This window comes from Candidatus Margulisiibacteriota bacterium, from assembly GCA_003242895.1.
Classification (GTDB): domain Bacteria; phylum Margulisbacteria; class Riflemargulisbacteria; order GWF2-39-127; family GWF2-39-127; genus GWF2-39-127.
In genome coordinates this window covers 108939-133616 of sequence record QKMY01000045.1, presented here as the reverse complement: position 1 = coordinate 133616, position 24678 = coordinate 108939, and the positions used below count along the sequence as shown (strand labels likewise).

Sequence of the window (24678 nt, the reverse complement as noted above, 5' to 3'; positions counted from 1 at the left end):
TACTCTAGTTATGAGCAAAAAAATGACCATATTATTTTTGGCAAAAGAAGCCGGACTAAGCTATATTAATTGGCTTCGGTTTTATCTTGAAGATATCGGACATCAGATCGTTTACGTTACAACAGTTAATGAGTGCATCGCAGAATACGAAAAAAGCAAGCCTGATATTCTTTTTTCTGTTAATTTTCAGTTTATCCTTGCAGAAATAGCGAAAAGAGATAAGCTTCCATATGTGTTTTGGGGAGTGGATGCAGTAGTCAATAGATTGCTCTTTAGCAAACATTTCGTTTCTGATTATACGTTTGTGTTCGAGTGTTGTCAGGAGGATTACGATAAGTTTCGTAAGGCAGGCTATAAAAACGTATTTTTGCTCCCGCTGGCTGTTGATGAGAAATCGCTCGTAATGAACAAGCCTGCTACTAAGAACTATCAATCGAATATCGCTTTTGTTGGTGGTAACTATGCTCCCCGGAACGAGTACCACAATTTACTTGACGCTTTATATAAATATTATCCTAACTCCCGCGAGATAATTGATAATAATCTGATCAACTTTTTCGATGAGATATTTGAGAAACAGAATCAGGATATTTGTCATTATATTGTGCCGAAATTGCTGTTGGAAGATGATAAATACGGACTAAATATAGAGGACTTAGCTCCCTTATACGAAAATGAGATTATTAATGCAATTGCAGACGGGCAGCCGAAAGACAAACGTTTTTTATCCGAAATGATCGCTGATACCTTATCCCATGAATCGGACAGGAGGTTCCGGGAGGCCATTATCCGCAGACTCGCGCCCTATGGTTTTTCTTTATGGGGAGACGAAGGTGTGTGGCAGAATTTAACCTGCACCGGTAATTTGACGTTTCATGGGTACTGCCAATGGGGTGAGCAGATGTCAGATGTCTATAAAGGCGCAAAAATCGGATTGACCATGACCAGGCTTTTCATCGATGCGGTTTCCATGCGTATTTTTGAGATAGCTGCGAGTAAAACCTTGTGTCTGGTAAAATTCACCTCAGAGTTGCCTCAGTATTTTGACATCGGGAAAGAGGTTGTCGCTTTCGAGTCAATTGAAGAGGCGGAAATCCTCGCAGACTATTACCTTCGTCACGATACTGAACGCGAGAGGATTGGTCAGGCAGGACATGAGAGAATGCTGCGGGATCATACACTGCGAAAAAGGTTGGATAGTATGAGTCTTGTGCTTCAGGAGGCAGGCGTGTTTTAGTGTGCCAGTAGTGTACTATTTCATCTGTCAAAAAGCAGATAATTATTTAACTTGCGTAACATAGATACCGATAATTAAAAAAGCTTATATTCGCTAGACAAGTATCAAGGAATATTATGAAAGATCTAATAAAAGGCAAAAAGATAGTGGTTACCGGGGGTTCTGGGTTTATCGGAAAAGCCCTTGTCACCGAAATCCTGAAATACGACCCCAAGGTTGTCAGGGTTTTTTCCCGCGACGATTCGAAACAATTTGAGATGCGTCATGAACTTAACGATGATCCTCGGTTGCGGTGGTTGATCGGTGATGTAAGAGAATCTGATCGGTTGGCTGCGGCATTTGAAGATATTGATATCGTATTTCATACTGCCGCGCTGAAGCATGTTCCATCGTGTGAGTATAATCCTTTTGAGGCAGTCAAAACTAATGTTGTTGGCGTACAGAATGTGATTGAGGCAGCGATAGCCAATAACGTTGAAAGAGTAATCTCGATCAGTACGGATAAGGCAACGAGTCCCAGTAATGTTATGGGCGCGACTAAACTGTTAGGTGAAAAGCTTATAGCTACAGCATCACATCGCAGGCCTGATAGGTGCACCAGATTCGCATCCGTCCGGTTCGGCAATGTGCTGGGATCACGCGGTTCTGTGGTTCCATTATTTCGCTCTCAGATCGAAAAAGGCGGACCGATCACCATAACTGATCCCAAGATGCAACGGTTTGTAATAACAAAAGAGCAGGCAATAAAGCTGGTTATAAAAGCTGCTCAAACAATGCATGGTGGAGAAGTATTCCTTTTGAAAATGCCTGTTATCAAAGTTGATAATCTGGCGGATGCTATGATTTCTATTTTTGGTAATAACAAAAATATAACTAAAACGTATATCGGGTTACGTCATGGCGAAACCCTGGATGAGGACCTGCTGACCACAGAAGAAAGTCAGCGCGCTCTCGAGACTGATGAAATGTTTATTATATTGCCTGCAATAACGTATACTACCATCGATTATTCTTATAATAACACGTTCCCGGTTAAACCTGGACTGCGCTATTCTTCTGCCAGCTATGAACCGCTTTCATGCGGAGAAGTGAAAAAAATGGTTGAGCAAGTCTATTGAAAAGACGTCATCAAATTTGGGCGATACAGGTCGCCGAGGAACTCAGCTAGCACAATTCAGATTGATGGGAGGGGCTCTGAGCTTTTCGTCTCTAATTGTTTGGGTTGTTTTTGTAATTACCTAGCATTTTTAAAACATTCTTTTTATAATGCATGGCATGTTTAAACGAAAACTAACAAAAATATTAAAGAAATACTACAATTCTGAAAGAAATGTAGCCTTAACAGGCGCTCGGCAAGTCGGAAAGAGTACACTGCTAACTCAGATTTTCCCTTCTGAATTAGGAATATCAATCACCAATCTCAAATTTTGATGATGGAAAAAATACCGGAGTCCCTTGCCGGAAGAGTCGGATTGTGGACGATGTATCCTCTATCATTTTCACCACTGGAAATCCAAGATCAGAAGCAACTACTATCGAATCATCAATTGTGGGGCGGTTATCCGGCGGTACATAATTTAGAAAACAGCGAAATTAAATATCGATGGCTTAGCAACTACAAGAAGACATATCTGGAAAAAGATGTACGGGATATAAAAGCCTCTGTAGATATAAAGAATATTACAAGATTTCAAAATGTTATTGCGCATCGAACAGGTAATCTCCTTTCTTATACAGATGTCGCCAGAGACTGCGGAATTTCTGTAACAACAGCCCAGAATTATATGAAGCTATTTGAGCTTACTTTTCAGGTTCATCTCCTAATGCCCTATTATCAAAACCATACGAAACGAATGATAAAAAGCCCTAAACTATATTTCCTGGATACAGGGCTTATAAATGTCATAACCGGACAGTATAATCAGGAATTATCTGGCAATGTATACGAAACCTGGGTATTTACGGAACTCCTAAAATGGTCATCGACCAAGACTATTCCTCCTGAACTATTTTTTTATCGAACATCTGCTGGATTTGAGATCGACTTTATTATCAAGCACAGCGGAAATAAACTACTACCTATCGAGGTGAAAAACACAAAAAAACCTTTTGCTTCCGACGTAACTCCACTCAAGAAATTTATCGCCGAACATCCTGACCACGCTGACAGAGGGATACTCGTATACCCTGGCGATGAAATCATCAAATTTGCCTCGAATATCTGGGCTATTCCTGATAGAATGTTATTCTTGTAGAAAGCTACTCATTCAAAGTTTTCTGGTTACCCCAATAACTCACCCATTATAATTAATAAGTCAAAATAATTGTAAATAATCCGGTATCCGGTATAATAATGGGTAAGGACTGGTTCGATGAATAAAAAAATTAAAGAAAATCTATATCATCTTATAAAAGAACGTGTCGTCAGCGGTTACGATCCTCGGGCTATTTATATTTTCGGTTCGTTTGCCCGTGGGGAAGAGACCGAAATGAGCGACATAGATATCCTCATAGAAAAAGAAACTGATCAGAAATTGCCTTTGCGTTCGAGCTATGTTCGTAGTTTATTGCGAGGGATAGCTTATCCTCTCGACATATTAGTATATACTTCGAAAGAGATAAATGAAAAAAAGAATGACCAGTATTCAGTAGTATACAATGCTTTGGTTGGAGGAATAAAGATATATGAACGACAACAGAGTGAGAGTTCTAAAGAATAAGGCAGAACAAGACTACACTACCGTAACCATTCTTATGTCAGCACAAGGATCTTCTCCTGATATAATAGTATTCCATATCCAACAAATGATTGAAAAATTATTGAAAGCGTTTCTTGTAAAGATGAACGTATTGTACAGATTCACTCATGACATTACTTATCTTTTGGAAGAGGCAATAAATATTGACGGAACTTTTCGGAACTATTATGAAATCTCTGAGTTATTGGCTCCTTACGCTGTGATTGTTCGTTATGAAGAAGGTTATGAGATATCTTTCGAAGAAGCTGAAGTTCTCCTGGATAGAGCTTTGAAACTGCGGGAAAAAATTCTTTGCTCGATAACCTGAATGTCGTTATGTATAGATTTCTTAAGAAACTTCTTCTCGATTTCCTGTAGTCCTTTACTTTATTTTTATCATTGCAAAGCAACGAGAGATAGGCTAAAAAAATGAAAAGGATTTATACCCAAAATATATCAGCCCTAGCATCAAAATATCCAGCTCTTGCAAAAAGTCTGGATGACCTTGCCATGCCGTCAGAATACCAATACGTTGCCGCTAAGAACGGTCAACCTAATAGTAAGGTTACTAGAGACGGCAAGGACTATTATTACCACAGCACGTATGACCCGCAGAAAGAATCGTCTAAGTATATCCAGACCTATTATGCAGATCATGAACAGCAGTGTCTGAACGCAGCTTTTGCCATCGTTATTGGCTTGGGGTGTGGGTATCACGTATTCGACTTGATTAACAAAGTTACCTGGTTAAGAGAGCTGATTATAATTGAGCCTGACATGGCGCTTTTCAAAACTATTTTGAATCATGTAGATCTGACAGAGTTAATTAGCCATCAGAAAATAAGTTTTGTGCTAGGTGATGTTAATCTGGATACTTTCAGGAACCTCCATGCAGCCCAGTGGCTCAATCTTGGCGGAGTTATTATCGTTCCCTCATTATTTATGACCAATTATGCGAAAGAATATCTTGATAAGGTGAACTCATTAGTAGCAGAATTCATCCAGGAAAAAGATTTTAACGCTAGGACCTATATTAAATGTGGCAGACCAATGCTGGAGAACCAATTCAAGAACATTCCGTTTATGTTCTCCTGTCCTCCGGTAAACGAGCTTTTTGGTAAGTTCGAAGGTGTACCCTGTATTTGTATCGCTTCCGGACCATCGCTGAATGATTATCTGGAAGACCTGAAAAAGATCCGGGATAAAGCGATTTTTATCTGTGCGGATTCTGCCTTTAAGGTGCTGATCGAGAACGGTATCAAGCCGGATATTGTGACTGCAATTGATCCGTTACCGGGTAAGTTTAAATATTTTGAAGAAAATTCACATCTGACTAAGGACATACTTCTCGTAGCCGGAACTACTACCTATCCCGGTATGCTGACAAGTTGGCAAGGACCGATAAGGATTATGTTGCAAGGCAGTAAACAGTTTGGATTTTACTTTGAAGATGTCGCGTATCCTTGTGTTGAACGTTTTCCGGATTTTCATACAGTTGCTTTGTCCTCGCTGATGATTGCTGACAAACTAGGCGGGAATCCGATAGTGCTTGTTGGGCAGGATTTGTGTCTGGGAAAGACGGATCATGTTCAAGGTGCGAGTATTGGTAAAAGGATAGAAATATTACAAATAAACGGAAAATATTATGCGAGACCCTTAGGCTCTTTTTCTGGAAACAGGTCAATAAAAGATGTGGAATATGTTAATAGTCTAATTTCTGAATATCAGGAGCTTCGTAAGAAATGGTTATCAACAAATGATGACAATTTATTACCCTTATTAGAAAGTATGTGGGATGAAGTGAAAGTTATTCTAATCCCTAAGCTCGGTTATTTGACATATGATGCGTTTTGTTTTTTTATATTGGCATGTTCGACAATTGTTTTTTGTAATAACCCGGAAGAATTATGGAATGAGTTGATTTTAAAAGGATATATTAATAGCGATGGAAAAATATTAATAGACTATGATTGTCGTATTAAAAAGAATAATCTTGATTTAGATGCTAAATATAGTAAATTTATAAGCATATTATCCAATATTATTTCATATCCAATTATCCCAGGAGAGCCGGTTTTATTAGTAAAAGATTATTTTGATCAAAACATTCCCACGCTATCAACTTTCGCTTTGTATATAAGAGCTTTTGAATCGTATATTGCTACAGCTAACCTGCATGTTTATAATCTCACAAGTCGGGGTGCAAGAATAAATGGCGCGATAAGAGTGTCGGCAAATGAAATAAAAGAGCTATTAACTAGTTACTCAATTTCAGGGGATTTAATCACTAATCAAGTAAAAGTTTTATCAAAGATAACTGATAACGCTACAGAATACATCACTCAAGTGCTATATCGCTGTAATTGCTTGGATTCTGAGTTTGCTAATATTATTGAAAAAATAAAAATGCCAGGTATTAAATACGAAGAAAAATATTCGTTACTCAATGACTTCAGGGGTGAAATATATCGGAGTTACCCTGAGATAGCCAGAATGATCGAAGTACATATCCCTGCAGAACTGCTTAGATATACAAAAAATAATTTTAAAAATTATCATAGATCAGATTCTGGTGAAATAATTAAGAAAAAATATGCTAATGAACTTCGAATGCTATTAGCAGTGCAAGAAGGTAACAAATTTATGATAGTTAAGCTGGAAGCAGCATCGGGGTGATCCGGTAGGCTTTTTAGAATTTTATTGAGGAAAAGATAGCAACTGCCCTTGGAGAGAAGTAATGTCGATAAATCTATCTGTTATCATTCCAACAAGAAATAGAGCTGGTTCGTTATCTGGCGTGTTGGATTCAATCTGTGTTCAGTCATTATCTCAGGGTTGTTTTGAGGTGATTGTGGTTGATAACGGGTCTTCAGATAATACAAAACAGATTACTGAGAATTTTATTGGCAAAATAAAGAATTTAAAATATTTTTACGAAGCAACTCCTGGGCTTCATGTTGGCCGACATATCGGGCTTAAAGAAGCTCAAGCAGATATTCTCGTATATACTGATGATGACATAATTGCATTCCCCAACTGGTTAGCTGGCGTAAAAGAATCGTTTCAAAACCAGAGTGCCGATCTGGTCGGAGGCAAGATATTGCCTCGGTTTGAGACTGCCCCTCCATCATGGATTATGGATATGTGGAATAAGAGAAGCGATCAGGGACAGGCGTTGGGCTATTTGAGTCTTCTCGATTTTGGAGATGAGATAAAGGAAATAAGTCCGCACTATGTCTGGGGATGTAATTTCGCTATAAGGAAAAGTATTTTACTTGATGCAGGTGGGTTCCATCCAGATGGCATGCCTCAGGAATTGATTAGGTATAGGGGTGATGGAGAGACATTTGTAAGCCAGCATGTTATGGAAAAAGGATATAAAACTCTCTATAATCCAAAAGCCTCTGTATATCATATAGTCCCGGTAAGTAGACTGACTATCGAGTATTTTATGAGAAGATCTTTCAATCAGGCAATTTCAGACGCTTTTACCTGCGTGAGGAAATCCGGTGAATATGGCGGTTTCCAAAGTTTAAAGAAAAACATTGCAAAAGCCCGGAATGAAGTGGAAGAAAAAATTATCATAGCGTATAATTCCGGTATTGATTTTTATACAAAAGAAATTAACGATGACCAAAGCTTGCTTGAATGGATTATGGAACCTAGCTATTTATAGAAAGATTCTCCGCCTAGTTCACTTGAAATAATTTCTTTTATAAGGACCTTTGGATCTCATGGCTATCAGTCTATGGTAATTTACTGACAACTAAAGAAAAATCTCCCTCACCTGAGGGGGATGTCTTTCGCGGCAGCAAAAGACAGGGGGAGTTCGTCATTTATTCTTTGACATACCCCATTAAAATTATTATTAATATCCTGATTAGTAAATCTAATCACCTTAATGTCATATCCTGATAAAATCTCACTTCTTACGGAATCATACTTAAATCCATCTTCAGTATAATGATGGCTACCATCAATTTCAATAACTAATCTGTATTCTGCACAGTAGAAATCAACAATATAATTGTCAATCGGTCGTTGCCTAAGAAAACGATAGTCAGTCTTTGATAAAAAATTATACCAGAGCTTTTTTTCTTCTTTGGTCATGTTTTTTCGTAATTCCTTGGCGCGATCTGTTAATTTAGGATTATATGGTAATCTCGAATTGACTTGGATTAATCCTCTTTGCATCGAACTCCCCCTGTCTTTTGCTTCGCTCAAGACATCCCCCTCAACGAGGGAGATGTTATTTTGCTCTAAATCCCTCTGGGATTTAGAATACCTTTATTGAATAGTCAATTCGCTTGACAAGTTACAGGCTGCATATCTGCGAATGTGTCTGTAGTTTGTCTGTAGGAATGTAAAGCGTAGAGACGCACGGCTGTGCGTCTCTACAAAGAAATTAATTAATACGGTGCTGTCGGAACGTCAAATGTCGAGCCTGTCCAACGTGAGATCCCTTTGGAGATGCGAAATTCGTCAATGTAGCCTTTTGCATATCTGTAATCATTATTAGGTGGATTTGAGTATTTCCCTATATTCAGTACCGCAGTTGAATTAATTATCGTACCGGATGAAGTAGCTGAACCTACCTGTAAACCATTAACATAAAGACTAAAAGCATTCCCATTTCTTACCGCTGCAATATGATTCCAGCTGTTCTCGGTTATGTTGACGGTTACATAGCCGGTATTGATATCCCAGGTAGTGCCTGACGTTGAAGCAGTGAAAATAAGATAAATCACATTATTATCTTTATACATAAACAGACTAAAGGCGCCATAACCTGTACCTTGAGTGCAAATAGTAAATCTGCTGCTATAAACATCTGTTGAATAATTTGAAAGATTGTTGGGATAAACCCAACCATCAATTGTAAAATCGTCTGCAGCGAAATTCCAATCCTCGGAATCTGCTACCGATAAATAATTGGGGGAGCTAAATGATCCAATATTACCCCAGTGGGCAGGAGAGGATACTTGTGTTACGCTGCCATTTACGTTGATCGTCTGATTGGCTAAGGAAGAGTCATCAATACTACCTCCATCCATATGCAATAACAATTTTGTATAAGAATCTAAATACGGCGTTACAGAAGCTGTTGCAGCCGAAGACCAGTTGTTATTATTATCTTTTGCAAAGATACTGTAATAATAAGTTGTTTGGCTTGAAATATTATTGGCATCAACCTTTGATGAACTTGACCCAGAATAGATTGAGATTCCATCTGATACGCTTTGCGGATATCCGGTGATACTTCTCCTTATTTCTACCCCAGCAAAATCAAGATCTGTTGGATTAATCCAACCTAGCGTAACAGTCTGAATACCTGCTGCATTTGCAGTTGAAGCAACCGTAAAACTGCTCGGCATTCCCGGTGGCGTAGTATCATCATCGACATTCTCCACCCGCACCAACTCAAAAACAATAGTCCCCCCGTATTCCTGAGATAACGCATTCGTGAAATCAGCTCGGAACTTGAGCGGCTGCATATGGTCGATTACATTAGAGAATGGCTTCTCCCAGGTATTCATCGTGAGCGCAGTGCCGGTGAGGTTCGTATAACTGAAGTTGTTGTACGCTTTCACCTGTAATGGTAAGACACTTGAGGTCACGACCTTGCCGCGCAGTCCGTCAGTATCGAGCATGTACGCACGCACGTAGACCCGTTCGAGATCTTCGCTGGTCAGGTCATTATAGTTGATCGCGTACATGATATATCCATCTGCCTCTGTCCAGGACTGAGCAGTGACATTAAAGGTAATATTCCCGGTAACATAGAACTGCCCGAAATTAGGGACATTTCCCCCTATCTCGATCGTTTTTGTGGTTACTTCTTCCGAAACTGATAAAACTCTCATCCCTCCCGGCCCGGCAGGGTTAAGCTTCATTTTTACATTCGTACTGGCAATGACTTTTTCGGTACACTGGGTCGCAAGCGCAGGAGCTGTGATATCCGTGTCCATATGTTGTTTGTTCAGTTGACCGCACCCGGCCATGAGCAGGACTGCTCCCGCCACAAAACCTATAAACCATTCTTTTTTCATAATATCTCCTTTTATTGTTGTTATATCTTCTATATGAAAATATCATTTAATTATAATAACAATAAAATATGACTGTCAAAGGGAAATTATTATTGCTCAGTAGATTTTTTTGTAAATGCAGATAAATTTATCTGATAAATAATGTATATATGAAAATTTGAAGTTACTTTTTGGGTTTTAAAAAAATATGTGTTCCCTGGACAAATTTTTCTAATCCTAAAATCTGGTTGTCGGGACTGTAGAAATCCCAAGGTTTAATCTCTTTTTCATAATTCCATTGGACGTATGCATCATACTTGCTGAAGTCAATCAAACAAAAGAAATCTTCTAACTTATCATTGAACCTTGATAAGGAATCTGTATGTACTTCAATTGCTATTTTGGGTAATGTTTTGAGTATGTTTTTTGCTCCACGAAGGGCTTGAATGTCTGCGCCTTCCACATCTAGTTTAATAAAAGTGGGTTTATAATGGGCGTAATTATCCAATTCAACTATTGGAACTTGAATGTAATTTTTAATACAGTCGGTATTAATAAATGAATTCGATGTTTCTGTTGATAATTTAATAATACCATTTTCATTTCCAACCGCTTTGGGTTCAATACTTACATTTTTTATATTATTGATTTCCAAGTTTATTTTGAGTATTTCAACATTGTTTGGATTTGGCTCAAACGTGATCACTTTCCCGGTAGGCCCTACCCAATTTGATAGCAGAATCGCTGTGCAACCTTGATGTCCGCCACATTCAAGTACGACATCCCCAGGAGCTATTAAATAGTCCCTAATGATACGCATTTCAGTCCAGTAAGGGTCTGTACAATAGGTATCGTACCAATCTTTACCATCCTGATCGCCGATATAAAAATCAAAACTAATTCCTTCTATAACTTTTCTTTTTATATATGGAGTTTTGAATTTTTTGCTTTCAGCTTCGTATAGTGCATTAATATGTTTTCGTAAATGTTTTAATATAAGTTTTTTTATCATATTGTACACATATCCTTGGTGTTTTTTTATAACCATAGTGAAAAAGTTTTTATTTCGTTTGCGATTGTTGCTTTTTATATATTTCAAATAATTTAGGATGTATATAAACATTTTCATCCCAAATATATTTTTGTAAATTAATTGAAATATCATTTTTGATAAATAGATACATGTTTTGCGTATACCACCAATTAACATTTGAATTCCAGTATTTTTTTCTAAATGGATCAAGGACTGAGTATCCTTTATTTGCGAAAAGGTTAATCCAATATTGGGGAAATTGTTCATTAAAATGATTTTCTCCCATTTGCCCAGGAATTGCGGCAGAAAAAATAATAATATTACTTAATTGTGTTAGCATATTAATAAAGCTATGGGCCTTATCCTCGATCAAATGTTCTGCGACTTCTAAACTTATTGCTAAATTAAATTTGTTTTGGCTGGAAAAATTCTCACAATTATTTAAGTCAAACTCAAAGAATTCGTCAGCTTTTAGCATTATTTTTTCTTTTGGAACGTGCTTTCCATCTACTCCAAGAATTTTATTAACACCATTTTGTTTAAAAACATACAGCCACTGACCTAACCCACAGCCAATATCTATTACGCTTGTTGGTGAAAGTAACTCCATAATATAAGGAACTATAATTTCTGCAGAATTTGGCAAATGGTCATTATTGTAATGATGATAGACTTTCATGATATCAGCCTCTTTTTGGTTTTTAATTGATCAACCCGGGACATTTTATTAATTTAAAATTCGTATCTAATAAATAGTTAGTTAAATAAGCAATACTTAGTGTTCTGAACCAAGTTGGGAATAATGCACTTTCATTTTTTTTACTACTCGTTAATGTATGCCCATATACAAATGGTTCATTACGTTTAAATACGAAACCATCATCATTATTTTGATTTGTGAGTACCCACCTAAAGGCTTTATTCAGTGCTATATTTATTTCCTCTTTCCGGTAATCAGTTAGAGAAGTAAATTTAACTAGAAGATAAATAGCATCAATATCCTCACAGGCACTGCTGTTTAATTGAGCCCCAAACCCACCTAATATAGTTTGAGTTTTAAGTGTTAAATCAATGAGTTTTTCCATATATGGTATTGGTTTTTTGTCATATAACCAAAGCGGATATAGATGATAAGCAAATTGTTGAGCACGTGACAGATAGACCATGTCATCATCACTGCCATAGCACCAGCTCCCCCATTTGGGGTTAATTCTCTTCTCCAATTCATTAAATAATATATCCAATACTTTTCTGGCATGTTCATCTTTAAAAAAATCACGCTGATATTGCAGCAGACTCCCAAGATTCATTATCGCGTTATCTGCATCTGTTGTCTTAATATCGTCAAAATTTAAATTGTTTAAATATGCCTTTAGGCCGGATGGGTTATAATATTTTTTTATATAGTTAAATTCATGTTTAGGGTTTATTCCAAGATAGGTATAGCAAATTATCAAATGTAAGGAAAGATGATTTGCTCCCCACCATTCGATATTATAATAGTTATCATTTTCCAGGCAAGGATCTATAAATAGGCCTTCGGTATTTTGAAAACTATTAAAATATTCCGCCCATTTTATTTTTTCAGTAACAGAGAATTTCTCTAGTTTATTAAAAAGACCATAAAGCATACATGCATATACTGAACCGTAAATAGTTGGTTTACCAACAGAAGGTGCGTAGCGGAAAGAGAAAGGCTCTGTAGTTTTTAATGAATTAACAAAAGAAATGGTTTTTTCGGAAAAATCATTATATTTAAAATTTAAAGCTGTAGGTACACCGTAGTTTACATATCGATTCAAAATATATAGTAACTCATTATTCTTTTGATCTGGCATTAATTCATCACTTTCGTCAGTAATTTTAAGTGTTGTTTTAGTTTAGTTATCATATTTGAGATACTCTGTTCTATTGTTTAGTATTTTTTTGATCTGATTCTAATTATAGAATATGCCCTTCTAATTAATTAGAGTTGATCGTAATGCAATTTAGCATAATCACAATCATATTTGCACGCCAGATCATACTCATCCTGCCAGTATTTGTTATCAAATCCTGTTTCTCTTAAAACATTTGCCCAACGCACGTGATATTGGGCATGTAGTTTTAGAATATATTTCGACATTTGTTGTAGATCAGGAGGTGTTATGCTTGGGCGTATTTTGCTGTCTGTAGTTTCTGCTTCTATTACGCTAAAAATATTTTCAAGTAGTTTGCTCTGTGATAAATCGTTGGTCGCTCGTAATTTACCGGCTCGTGCAATTATTTGTCGTTCTTCCTCGTTTATAAGATAATAGTCAATTTTTTCAAGTGCATCTTCATAATTATGAAAACATACTATTTCTTTTCCAAGTTCGAAAAAATCTTCAATTCCTGCTGCGTATTCGCAAAGCAAAAAACCTCCACACATCGTGATGTCAAATATTTTACCTTTTAACTGGTTGCGAACACCAGTACCATAAGCTTTTGTAAAACATATATTTATTTTACTACTGCTAAATATTTGTACCATTTCATCATGCGAAACAAATCCATTGGCCCAACCCTTGCCAAACGTCGAGATAGCAACTCCGTCCCTGGAAAAACTTTTTACCAGATCTTCGCGATCTGCCACAAGCTTGGAGCCTACAAAACTAACATCATAAGATATATTCGATGGATAAGGTGTAAAGTTATCAGGTTCGCCGGTAACTAGAAGATGAAATGCTTTTGCCCCTAGCTGTTGATAGCTGGGAAGTGAGGCCTTATCTGCTGTAAAGATATAATCCATATATGGAATCCACCATCGGGAATAGTTATCAAACCGACATTCATCATCAAAGAACCACCCGGTAACATAACTTCCTAAGCTACGGATTTCCTGAAATATTTCTTCAAGTATTTCATAAGACATGGTAGGCCAAATCACATATTTAGGTGAATGTTCTTTTACTAATTCCACAATCCTTTTATTCGTTTGAATTACTCCATACTCGGAATACGATTCTCCGATCTCAAATCGAATTACCTGATTAAAAATTTTGGATAATGGGTTCCCGAGTTGAAAATCAGGATTCCAGCTCACATTTACACCAAGGTTTTTTGCATGTGGTTTAATTATCGGGTTGCAGCAATCTGTTTGCGGCAAATATAGAATAGTTTGATTGATCATGGCTGTATATACGGATTTAACCTTTCAATATTATCAACCCCGAGTAGCAAAAGCGGATGATTCACAGCCGGATGATATGCAGAGTTTTGTTCACTAACCCACTGATAACCATTGTGATATTTATCATATTTAAAAGAACTAATATTAACAGGAGATATTTCACAGCAGATATTTACCGTATGCACATCTGTTCGCATGTTTTCATTTTTGGTAAAAATGGTTTCTTCTACAGATATTATTTTTTTAAATGTGCAGTCAAGATTTGTTTCCTCTTTTGCGATTCTAATTGCTGCTTGCTCTATCGTTTCAAGTTTTCTAACTCTGCCGCCTGCAAACCAAAATTCGCCTTTCGCAGGTTCATTATCTCTTTTAAGCAATAGACATTTACCTTCATGTACGATTAATAAGTCTACACAGAGAATCGGCATATTATTGAGTATGAGTTGGTACTCTTGTTCAGGAATATACATAGGAAAACACCTCCTCGAGAATACCTTTTAGTTTGTTGAGCCGTTCTTCGTTCACAAACTGATTATTGCCAATATAAAATCCATTTTGATGCAGTATTTCCGCATTAGGAAAATCAGCATAATTGCCATAATTTTTAAAGCAGGGTTGCCGCAAAAGATTGCCGCTTATAATTGGACGGGTTTCAATTAGATTATCGTGAAACTTAGCCTGCAAAATATTTTTATCTTTTTTGTCCTTAAAAATGAATGGCAAACAGAATGATGATAACCCTTTAGGATTACAGCTGTAGAGTTTATCTTCAAAGAATGAAATTAATTTAATGAATTTTTCGTAATTTGTATTTCTAATGGCAATATAACGATCGATATGTTTTAACTGCGCAATCCCTATCGTAGCATGTAATTCCGTATTTCTAAAATTGTATCCATGGGTAAGAAATAAAAAATTAAAATCAATATCAGGATATTTCTTTTTATAAACATCATGTTTTGAGGGGTCCAGTTCTCTTGCGAGTCCATGTGATCTTTTTAAGATGAACAGATCGTTCAACTCTTCTATATCAGTGCATAACATACCGCCCTCAATAGTAGTCATGTGATGCCCCCAATAAAAGCTAAAGGTACTTGCGAGACCATGATTGCCTACTTTTATCTCATCATATAATGCCCCATGTGACTCGCAACAATCTTCAAGAACTATTAAGTTGAATTTTTCTGCAACAGACTTGATCTTTGTAATATTAGCAGGAAGACCAATAAGATGTGTGACCAGGATGATTTTTGTTTTCGAGGTAATGGCTTTTTCAATGGCATCGTAATTAAAAGAAAGATCGTTTAAGTTAATATCAACAAATACGGGGGTTAATTTAGCTTGGATTACTGATGTAATATTGGTAGCCCAGGTTACCGCAGGCACTATAACTTCACTATTATCAGGGATGTTGTAATATTCTTTGATGCTATCAAGCATAACTAGATCAGCTGAGCTGCCTGAATTAACAAAAACAGAATATTTACAGCCTTGCCATTTTGACCATGCTTTTTCAAATTGTTTTACTTTTTCAAATTGTGTAAATCGATCTGTTGAATTAATGAATTCAGACAGCTTATCTTTATCGCTTTGTTCGAGAATGTTTTCCTGTAATTTCCACATATAAGTACCTCTTGTTTGGGGGTCTTTAACTTTATTCGATAAGATTCTTATGCCAAACAATTGTCTTTTCAAGACCTTCTTGCAGCTCAATATAGCTTTCTTTTTTGTATTCAGACATTATTCTATCTAAATTAAGGAATACACTGCTTGGCGCTCCTGCGATACTTTTTTTTACATTAGGGATTACGACCGGAACATTTAATAATTGACCGATTAAATAAGCCAGTTCATTGATTTTGATTGCAGAAACCCCACCTACATTATAGCAACTATGTGTGCCGTGTAGGATAATGTGCCACATCATTTCAATCGCATCCGAGATGTAGCAAAATGTTCTTGTTGCTTCTCCCTCGTCCAGCAATTCAATTTTGCCCTTTATTGCTTTTTGAATAAATGAAGGAAGTACTCTTTTGTCATTTGGCCTGGTCCCAGGGCCATAAGTTAATGAAAGTCTGACGGAAGATGCATTTACCCCCTGTTGCCTATAAAGAGTGCAGATAGTTTCTCCGGTCCGTTTCCCTTCGATATAGCAAGCGCGTGGATGATCCGTATTCGTAGTTCCTATTTGATTTTCTGAATATTTTGCTGATTCCAGTCCGTTATATATATCGCTACTGCTGATAAAAAGGAATTTTCCGTTAGAGTTTAATTTTTCAAATAACATAAATGTGGTTAATGTGTTTATTTTGAGTGAGGCTAATGTGTCTGTCATAAATTTACTTGGTTCACCTGATCCGGCAGCATGAATGATTATATCTGCATCAGGTAGTGTCTTTATGAACTCACTATCGGTTAGATTCCCTTTGAAAACCTGTACTGTTTTAGAATTAAGCAATGGTAACAGAAATTCCGATGGGTCAGAATGAATAATCGGGAAAATTTTCATTCCATTAACTTTCTTCGCAATCTGCAACAATGAGGCTAAAAAATTTATACCAACTAAACCGCTCGCCCCGGTTATTATTATGTGTTTATTAGTTAACTCTTGGAAATCAAAACACGATGCGACTTTCATTGCATCGAAAGTTAATAAGTCGCTTAATGCCTCGACTCTATTTTTCATTATAATAATCCCCATATTCTACGAGTATTGTTGAGACCCCATCTTTTCGTGAATACGCTTTTTCGTACGCAGGAAAAATCTGTTGCGGTTCGTCCAGTACTACTACTTCAACAGTTGTTAGCATCAATTTAAACGCGTCAGAATAATCTCCAGTATGTTGGATCTGGGGATTAATCGGTCTTTCAGAACCTATACTGGTTCTTATTATTACTTTTGGATTAAATTCTCCATTAGAATATTGTGATATTTTATCCAGATGATTTACCAACTGATTTGTAGCTAGTAGCAAAAAATTCCATCTGGGATAAATACTTATAGGAATAGAGCCATTAACTGCTAATCCAATAGAAATTCCCATTTGCATTTCTTCGGCTACAGGCATTTCAAGTAATTTATTTTTTGATACACCTGCTAATGTGTTTGTCATCCCAGTCCCAGGATATTCCACGGCTTGTCCTAGAAATAATGTTTCTGGTTTATACGAAAGCCATTCCATCGTTCTTTTCAATTCATCAAAATATTTCATAATGACACTCCTAGAATTGGATTCTCACACCACTTCCGGCGTGTGGATATTTACTGGAAATATATTTATAATAAGTTATATATTCACTCAAAGAACCTTCAAAAGTTAATGTTTCAAGACCCCAGGTTTCTCTTGTTAATGTACAAACAGATTTTTCATTATCTTCAATAATAAAATGGATTGGCAGTTTTTTATTAATACAATATTTTATACACTCGTGAGCCATGCCAGATTCCGAAGTCATATCGCCCATAAAGCAAAATACTTTATTTTTTGCCTTTCGTCTTTGAATATCCAGTGCAATGCCAACTGCTATTGGAATTACTCCGGTAACAATCCCAGAGGAGATGATTTTATATTCTTTATAGCAAAGAGAGATGGACCTTCCTGCCAGAATATCATTTTTTAATCTTTCCTTTGGGACACCCTTAAGTAAACATTGGTAATGACTTCGCCAGGAACATAACACCCAATCATTTTCATCGATGTTTTCAAAAACAGCTAAAATATTATCTTCATTGCCGCTATAAAGATGGATGGGCGCTTTAATCATGGCTTTATTAAAACAATTTGCAATATCTTCTTCAAAAGATATTAATTCTTCTTTAGTTAATAAACTTTTCATGGGGTGTCCTTTAAATGGATTATTCAATTATAATTTTACCGGGTTTATTTTTTTACGTGTTGATCATTCATGATAACAATTTTATAATAAATTTAAAAAGATATATAGTAGGTAGTCATCTAGATTCTTCATAAATGCTGAAGGGCTCGAACAAATACCTTTTTTTGAAGGACAAAAAAGAGCCGGATATCGTAAATTGGCTAAAGTACAAATGTAGCCCGTCCCAAATATGTTCGTTAACTATTCTAAGGAGATTAATAGGTATGTTCAGGTTAGTTAAGTCTATCATTTTTCCGATTCGTCCTGTAAGGCGTTTATTTTCAAGGATGAGTGATCTAAAACTGAGGGTGCTATGGCCCTTTCGTGATTTTTGGCTATATCCACCATCAACGAGGGTTGTTATTAAGCGATATGCGCAATTCTACAAGGATTTGCGGAGCTATTTTAAGATGCCGGGTGCAGAAAGTTTTGACATCCGGTGGATGATTCCGCTTATTAACGATAAATATTCTTCTGCAGGGGATGTAGGCCAGTATTTCTACCAAGATATTTGGGCATTAAAGCGGATTAAGGAAACAATGGTCGGTTCCCATGTAGACGTTGGCTCCAGAATGATTTTTGTGGGAATGCTGAGTACGCTAACCCGGGTTACTTTTGTTGATGTCAGGCCAATACAATGTAATCTAGCAAACTTTGAGACTAAAATTGGTGATATTACTAGCCTGCCTTATCCAGACAATTCTGTCCCTTCGATTTCATGCTTGCATGTCGCTGAGCATACTGGTCTAGGAAGATATGGAGACAAGTTAGATCCAAAAGGAACCGAGAAAGCTGCGGCAGAACTCATTCGAGTGTTAGCACCAGCTGGGAACCTTTTTTTCGCTATACCTGTAGGCAAATTTGAGCGGGTATATTTCAACTCTCACAGAATGTATTCTATATCTTCGATTATAAAAATGTTTTCATCGCTTGAGCTAGTGGAATTATCGGGAATTGATGGAAGCAATAATTATATAGAGAACATAGATCCGGGATTGTTTGATGAAGTGACACACCCCTGGGGCGGAGTATGTCTGTTGTGGCTCAAGAAAGCTGCAACGGTAGATCAATCAGAATAGGCACTACTATGATTTTCGGTAATGAAATCCCTTTGCTAGAAATAATTATAACTTCCGGGCTAATCATTATAAGAAATTAATGATTCTATTATGCTACTATATAAACAAGCATCTTTGCTAATAGTGAGAGAGTATATATGATCGAAAATATTTGTGATAAAGAAGTGCTTTTAGCGATAATTATTCATAATAATTATAACGAACCAGGTGTCAACTTTTTTACGCCCACTGACTTTTCGCAGCAACTAGCTTTTATGAAACATCCTCAAGGGAAGCTCATAGAACCTCATGTGCACAATCCGGTTACCCGGGAAGTTCATTATACAAAGGAAGTCCTTTTTATCAGAAAAGGCAGCCTCAGAGTAGATTTTTTTGATGACGATCAGAATTATATTGAGAGCAGGATTCTAAGTGCTGGAGATATAATACTTTTATCTACTGGTGGACATGGGTTCGAGGTGCTGGAAGATCTGGAGATGTTTGAGGTTAAACAAGGCCCTTTTGCCGGTGATTGCGATAAAACAAGATTCTCTTGCGAAAATCTTAATATCAAACTGAAATGATAAAAATGACTGATTTTATTCCAGTTAACGACCCATTGCTTGACGGTAACGAGAAAAAATATTTAAACGAATGCATCGAAACCGGCTGGATATCTTCCGAAGGTCCGTTTGTCAGCCAGTTCGAGGAAAAATTTGCAGCTCGTATTGGCCGCAAATACGGAGTAGCAGTGTGTAATGGGAGTGCAGCTCTTGATGTGGCTGTTGCCGCACTGGAGATTGGCTCCGGCGATGAAGTGATCCTTCCGACGTTTACTATTATTTCGTGCGCTGCAGCAATTGTTAGGGCAGGCGCGACCCCAGTCCTTGTGGATTCTGACCTAGTTACCTGGAATATGGATGTAACCCAAATCGAAGCTAAAATAACTTCTCGTACGAAAGCAATTATGGTCGTACATATTTATGGCTTACCAGTGGATATAGATCCTGTTTTAGCTATTGCGGATAAATATAACCTTAAGATTATTGAAGATGCAGCTCAGATGCATGGTCAAACCTATAAAGGGAAACCATGTGGAAGTTTTGGCGATATCAGTACTTTTAGTTTTTATCCGAACAAGCACATTACTACCGGAGAAGGCGGGATGGTGCTGGCTGATGATCCCAGATTAGTAGCGCGGTGCCGATCTTTGCGTAATCTTTGCTTCCAGGCAAAAAAACGGTTCGTGCATGAAGAGCTCGGCTGGAATTACCGTATGAGCAATCTTCAGGCAGCTCTGGGCCTCGCACAGCTTGAGCGACTTGAACAATTTATAGAGAATAAGCGCCTAATGGGTAATCGGTATACCTCAATGCTTGGTAGCATTACAGGGTTGCAGCTTCCAGTGACACATACAGATTACGCTGATAATATATATTGGGTTTATGGCGTGGTCATTAGCCCTGATATTGATATGGACGCTGACCAGGCTATAAAAGTGCTGGCAGAAAAAAATATTGGTGCAAGGCCATTCTTTTTTCCTATGCACGAACAGCCGGTTTTTCGTAAAAGGAAGCTATTTGTAAATGAAAAATATCCTGTAGCTGAGAGCCTGGCCAGGAAAGGATTCTATATCCCAAGCGGGGTGGCGCTGTCAGATGAGCAGATAGAAATAGTGGTTAGAGTTGTGAAAGGTATCTTTTCATGAAAGTATTCCATGATTACGCCCGCTATTACAATCTACTTTATAAAGATAAAGATTACTATGCAGAAGTGGATTATGTGGATTCGCTTATTAAGAAATACAAGCCAGATTGTCGGCAGATCCTGGATTTAGGGTGCGGAACAGGAATTCACGCAAAGTTACTGACGAGCAAGGGATATCGTGTTCATGGAATAGATCAGAGTGAGCAAATGATCTCGCTGGCGAAAAAAAATAATGCCGGGACTTGTTCAGATTTTTCTAAGGGAGATATTCGCAGTTTAGAATTGGATAATACCTTTGATGTCATTACTGCTTTGTTTCATGTGATCAGTTATCAGGTTTCTAATAATGATCTAATCAATACATTTGCTGGAATTAGCAATCATTTAGTTCCTGAGGGAGTATTCATTTTTGACGTGTGGTATGGCACGGCAGTATTGACTGAAAGGCCGGAATCAAGGACAAAGATATTTGAAGATGACCTTCTGCACATTACAAGAATTGCTAATCCTGTCATATATCCAAACGATAATATAGTAGATGTTAATTACGAAATAATAGCCTTGGATAAATCGACCCAGGAATCTGAAAGAACGTTTGAAACCCATCGAATGCGATATCTGTTTAAACCGGAATTAGAAATATTATTGAGATTAAATAATCTGAAAATCCTTGCTGTTGAAGAATGGCTTACAGGCAAGGAGCCTGGCTTTGATACCTGGGGTGTCAGTTTTGTAGCACAAAAGCAAAAATAAAAGTTTCTTTGGAGTAAAATATGATAAAAAGAGATACCTTGAATGGTCTGGTATCGCATATAAGCAAGTTAGGGTTCGTGCCGGGTACAGTTATCGATATTGGTGCAGCTAATGGGACGTATTGTTTATATGACACATTTACTTCGTCGCGCCATTTGTTGATTGAGCCATTAATTGAAAGAGAAAATAATTTAGTCAATCTCAAGAAAAAATACAAGAATCTTGATTACATAATAGGTGGAGTGGGTGCAAAAGAGGATGAAAGAAAAATTAATGTACATTTAGATCATCTGGATGGATCTTCGCTTTTTAAAGAACAAATTGCTGATTTTGATGGAATAGAGCGAAAAGTTAATATAACTACGTTGGATAAATTATATATGGATCTAAAGTTAGAAAGCCCGTTTCTGCTGAAGATTGATACACAAGGCAGTGAACTTGAGATTCTCAATGGCGCGAGTAAAGTGCTTGAGCTAACAGAATGTGTAGTGCTGGAAGCATCTTTTTTTGAGTTTTATAAAGGCGCCCCATTAATTGGTGAAATTGTGATATTTATGAAAGAACGAGGGTTTGTTTTATACGATATTGCTGACATCACCTATCGAATGCTGGATGGTGCCTGCGCACAAATTGATCTGGCATTTGTAAAACAAAATGGCTTTTTTAGGGAATCAAATTTATATGCAACCATTGAACAGTGGAATGAAAGGTCATAATCATTGAAAAGTAAGAGAATTCTGCTTATTCATCCTGAGGGAAATATTAGCTTTAATCCCAATTTAAACGATATCGTAAAGGTATTATGTGGGAATGGCTATGAAGTAGATATTATTTCGCTTAAACGAAATCACCATCAGATTGCTCCCTGTCCCGGAGCTAGATTTATCTTTAATGACGTTGACATCAATAAAAAAAATTGTGTATCTGATGTAGCTTGCATTCCTGAACAGTTAGCGTATGATTTGCTTATCGGAGTTGATCGTGCCGGTATCGTTGATGCGTTTGTTTTGTCACAAGTGCTCAATATTCCTTATGGCCTTATTTCCTATGAAATATTTTTTGAGTCCGAAACAAATAAAATATTTAAATCTATAGAGAGAGAAGCTTGTAAGAGGATTGCTTTTGCTGTCTGCCAGGATGAGGTTCGCGCTGCTTTATTGTCAAAAGAAAATCAAATAACCGATGCGAAAATAATAAGAATACCTGTCGCCGGTAAAAGTGTTCGGAGAGGGATGAGGCAACAGTACCTACATCAAAAGCTGGGAATTTCATTAGATAAAAAAATAGCTTTTTTTGCAGGATCTATTGATTCCTGGACGATGATGGATGAGATTATCAAAACAGTTCCATCTTGGCCAGAAAACTGGGTGCTCGTTTTGCATGAACGTTATGGGAAAACAAAAGAAAGAGTTCAAAAACTCTTGAATAATCAGAAACTCGATCATGTATACTTTTCGGAAGATTCGATTGAGCAATATGACGGACTGAAGGATATGTTGTTTTCTATTGATTTAGGTATTGCTTTTTACCAAGCTGACAATGCCACAATATATACTGGTAAAAACATAGAATATATTGGTCTGGCATCAGGAAAAATTTCGACGTATTTGCAGCATGGAGTGCCTGTAATAACTAATGAGATCGGATTATTCAGCGATTACATAAGAGATTATAACCTAGGGCTTGTAGTAAAAGAGGTTAACGATGTTCCCGATAAACTGGCTTCTATGAACCAAGTTAATTATACCGATAGATGTTATAATTTTTTTGAAGATAAATTAGATTTAACAAAAACAATTAGTCCCTTTTTGAAAGTTATTGATTCGTTGTTAACGAAACCTACCTGAGAGTGTTATATGAGATCAGACAAACCTTTATTCTCAATAATATGCTTTGTTAAGAACAGGCAGCAGACTATCAGTCGATGTATTGACAGCTTGCTAGCGCAGGATTATCCAAATATCGAGATCATTGTCCAGGATGGTGCATCAACCGATGGCACAAAGGAAATCCTCGAAGGCTACGGGAATAAGATCAATCTTGTATCTGAGCCGGATAAAGGTTGGGGCGATGCCTGGATCAAGGCATTAAACAGAATAAATGGAGACTTTTTTTGTCATTGTCATTCGGATGAAGAACTGCTTCCTCATGCTGTTTCCTGGGCTATTAATCAGTTTGAAAAGCATCCTGATGCCGGGGCGATTTATGGTGATGTATATTTTACTGATATCGACGGTAATATTACTGGGATATACAACGCTAGTCCCTGGAATTTGGAACAGGTATTGTGTTCCATTACCAATCCACCTTTTGCTTCAACTTTTTATAAAAGAGAATGTTTTAACTCGGATCAGTGGTCGTATTATCTGGATAATTGTGGTAGTTGGGAATACGAATTTAATATCAATTTAGGAGTCCATTATCCATTCTATTACATCAATGAGATCGTTTCAAAAAGTGCTGATCATCCCGCCCAGATTAGTAAACAGGTTATTCCGCATTTAGAAAATATGGAGCATAAAATTCTTACGCTTGATAGATTTTTTGCAAGAGATGATCTCTCAGAGAAATTGCTTGCATGCAAACCGAAAGCTTTTGCTTTCGCTTGTTTGAATGCGGCTGTACAATGTTATTGTAATCATGTCCCGGAACAAAGTAGGCTCGTGACAAAAAAAGCTCTCGACTATTATCCTGACCTAATAAAAATAACAGATGCTTTTTTTTCTGTTTTACAAACAAAATTGACTGGGAAAAATATTTATATATATGGCGCCGGACAGCATACGGAGTGCCTCTTGGCTGCTATAGATTTTACACAGATTAACACAAAGATTATTGGCTTGATTGATAACAATCCGGACAAATGGGGTAGTTCCTTTAGAGGATACCAGGTATTAAACCCGGACGTATTAATGATCGATAACAATCATGAAGTATTGATCTCGTCAGTCCATGCACGCAAGACAATGACGGAAAAGGTAATTAATTACGGGCGCAAGCCAATCGAAATATATGACTCAAGCACTACGAATGATTTTTATAATCTCACATTTTTGGCAATGATTAATATTTTATTATAATATCGAGGTAATGTTG

The 24678-nt window shown here is 37.0% G+C and carries 25 protein-coding genes; 14 read left to right on the top strand and 11 right to left on the bottom strand.

Annotation, left to right across the window (positions count from 1 at the left end):
• Positions 1-10 precede the first annotated feature (10 nt).
• The 7 genes from DKM50_06840 to DKM50_06810 all read left to right on the top strand — a co-directional run bounded on the left by DKM50_06840 (position 11) and on the right by DKM50_06810 (position 7651).
• A complete protein-coding gene (locus tag DKM50_06840; protein ID PZM79890.1) occupies positions 11-1237 on the top strand; it encodes a hypothetical protein in 1227 nt (408 codons plus the stop codon).
• 116 nt (positions 1238-1353) lie between these two features.
• Positions 1354-2355 (top strand): hypothetical protein, encoded by a 1002-nt coding sequence (locus DKM50_06835; protein PZM79889.1) that lies wholly within the window; start codon positions 1354-1356, stop codon positions 2353-2355.
• Between the two features lie 312 nt (positions 2356-2667).
• Entirely contained in the window at positions 2668-3492 is an 825-nt protein-coding gene (locus DKM50_06830; protein PZM79888.1) for a hypothetical protein, read from the top strand.
• 117 nt (positions 3493-3609) lie between these two features.
• On the top strand, positions 3610-3957 hold the full coding sequence (locus tag DKM50_06825; GenBank protein ID PZM79887.1) for a nucleotidyltransferase domain-containing protein: 348 nt from the start codon (positions 3610-3612) through the stop codon (positions 3955-3957).
• Positions 3923-4303 (top strand): DNA-binding protein, encoded by a 381-nt coding sequence (locus DKM50_06820; GenBank protein ID PZM79886.1) that lies wholly within the window; start codon positions 3923-3925, stop codon positions 4301-4303. Before DKM50_06825 ends, DKM50_06820 begins: the two co-directional genes overlap by 35 nt.
• A 101-nt stretch (positions 4304-4404) precedes the next feature.
• Positions 4405-6651: a hypothetical protein gene (locus DKM50_06815; GenBank protein ID PZM79885.1), complete on the top strand. Its 2247-nt coding sequence runs from the start codon at positions 4405-4407 to the stop codon at positions 6649-6651.
• A gap of 61 nt (positions 6652-6712) precedes the next feature.
• Positions 6713-7651 carry a hypothetical protein gene (locus DKM50_06810; GenBank protein PZM79884.1) on the top strand — a complete coding sequence of 313 codons (939 nt, stop codon included), beginning with the start codon at positions 6713-6715 and terminating at the stop codon, positions 7649-7651.
• A 107-nt stretch (positions 7652-7758) separates the two neighbouring features.
• Here DKM50_06810 and DKM50_06805 read toward each other — a convergent pair whose 3' ends face one another.
• From DKM50_06805 to DKM50_06755, 11 genes are all read right to left on the bottom strand, one after another.
• Positions 7759-8154, bottom strand: coding sequence for an endonuclease (locus tag DKM50_06805; protein ID PZM80025.1), 396 nt, complete (start codon positions 8152-8154; stop codon positions 7759-7761).
• 230 nt (positions 8155-8384) lie between these two features.
• Entirely contained in the window at positions 8385-10025 is a 1641-nt protein-coding gene (locus DKM50_06800; GenBank protein ID PZM79883.1) for a hypothetical protein, read from the bottom strand.
• Between the two features lie 163 nt (positions 10026-10188).
• Positions 10189-11304, bottom strand: coding sequence for a hypothetical protein (locus DKM50_06795; GenBank protein ID PZM79882.1), 1116 nt, complete (start codon positions 11302-11304; stop codon positions 10189-10191).
• The gene (locus DKM50_06790; GenBank protein ID PZM79881.1) at positions 11066-11716 is read right to left on the bottom strand and encodes a hypothetical protein; all 651 of its coding nucleotides are present in this window, start codon (positions 11714-11716) and stop codon (positions 11066-11068) included. The genes DKM50_06795 and DKM50_06790 overlap by 239 nt, the downstream gene beginning before the upstream one ends.
• Before the next feature lie 22 nt (positions 11717-11738).
• A complete protein-coding gene (locus tag DKM50_06785) occupies positions 11739-12875 on the bottom strand; it encodes a hypothetical protein (protein PZM79880.1) in 1137 nt (378 codons plus the stop codon).
• A 128-nt stretch (positions 12876-13003) separates the two neighbouring features.
• Complete coding sequence (locus DKM50_06780; protein PZM79879.1) at positions 13004-14188, bottom strand: hypothetical protein; 1185 nt, start codon at positions 14186-14188, stop codon at positions 13004-13006.
• Entirely contained in the window at positions 14185-14658 is a 474-nt protein-coding gene (locus DKM50_06775; GenBank protein PZM79878.1) for an NUDIX hydrolase, read from the bottom strand. Before DKM50_06775 ends, DKM50_06780 begins: the two co-directional genes overlap by 4 nt.
• Positions 14645-15811 carry a CDP-4-keto-6-deoxy-D-glucose-3-dehydrase gene (locus DKM50_06770; protein ID PZM79877.1) on the bottom strand — a complete coding sequence of 389 codons (1167 nt, stop codon included), beginning with the start codon at positions 15809-15811 and terminating at the stop codon, positions 14645-14647. Before DKM50_06770 ends, DKM50_06775 begins: the two co-directional genes overlap by 14 nt.
• A 31-nt stretch (positions 15812-15842) precedes the next feature.
• Positions 15843-16889 carry a hypothetical protein gene (locus DKM50_06765; protein PZM79876.1) on the bottom strand — a complete coding sequence of 349 codons (1047 nt, stop codon included), beginning with the start codon at positions 16887-16889 and terminating at the stop codon, positions 15843-15845.
• Positions 16864-17400, bottom strand: a complete 537-nt coding sequence (locus tag DKM50_06760; protein PZM79875.1) for a hypothetical protein — start codon at positions 17398-17400, stop codon at positions 16864-16866. The genes DKM50_06765 and DKM50_06760 overlap by 26 nt, the downstream gene beginning before the upstream one ends.
• Positions 17401-17410: 10 nt before the next feature.
• Positions 17411-18025, bottom strand: a complete 615-nt coding sequence (locus DKM50_06755; protein PZM79874.1) for a hypothetical protein — start codon at positions 18023-18025, stop codon at positions 17411-17413.
• 134 nt (positions 18026-18159) lie between these two features.
• Between DKM50_06755 and DKM50_06750 the strand changes: the two genes are divergently transcribed.
• From DKM50_06750 to DKM50_06720, 7 genes are all read left to right on the top strand, one after another.
• On the top strand, positions 18160-19143 hold the full coding sequence (locus DKM50_06750) for a hypothetical protein (GenBank protein ID PZM79873.1): 984 nt from the start codon (positions 18160-18162) through the stop codon (positions 19141-19143).
• Positions 19144-19280: 137 nt separating this feature from the next.
• Positions 19281-19706 carry a hypothetical protein gene (locus DKM50_06745; GenBank protein ID PZM79872.1) on the top strand — a complete coding sequence of 142 codons (426 nt, stop codon included), beginning with the start codon at positions 19281-19283 and terminating at the stop codon, positions 19704-19706.
• Positions 19707-19711: 5 nt separating this feature from the next.
• Positions 19712-20830, top strand: a complete 1119-nt coding sequence (locus DKM50_06740; protein ID PZM80024.1) for an aminotransferase DegT — start codon at positions 19712-19714, stop codon at positions 20828-20830.
• Entirely contained in the window at positions 20827-21582 is a 756-nt protein-coding gene (locus tag DKM50_06735; GenBank protein ID PZM79871.1) for an SAM-dependent methyltransferase, read from the top strand. The genes DKM50_06740 and DKM50_06735 overlap by 4 nt, the downstream gene beginning before the upstream one ends.
• 20 nt (positions 21583-21602) lie before the next feature.
• Entirely contained in the window at positions 21603-22298 is a 696-nt protein-coding gene (locus DKM50_06730) for an FkbM family methyltransferase (protein ID PZM79870.1), read from the top strand.
• A 3-nt stretch (positions 22299-22301) separates the two neighbouring features.
• Complete coding sequence (locus tag DKM50_06725; protein ID PZM79869.1) at positions 22302-23429, top strand: hypothetical protein; 1128 nt, start codon at positions 22302-22304, stop codon at positions 23427-23429.
• Positions 23430-23438: 9 nt separating this feature from the next.
• A complete protein-coding gene (locus tag DKM50_06720) occupies positions 23439-24662 on the top strand; it encodes a hypothetical protein (GenBank protein ID PZM79868.1) in 1224 nt (407 codons plus the stop codon).
• The last annotated feature ends 16 nt before the right edge of the window (positions 24663-24678 follow it).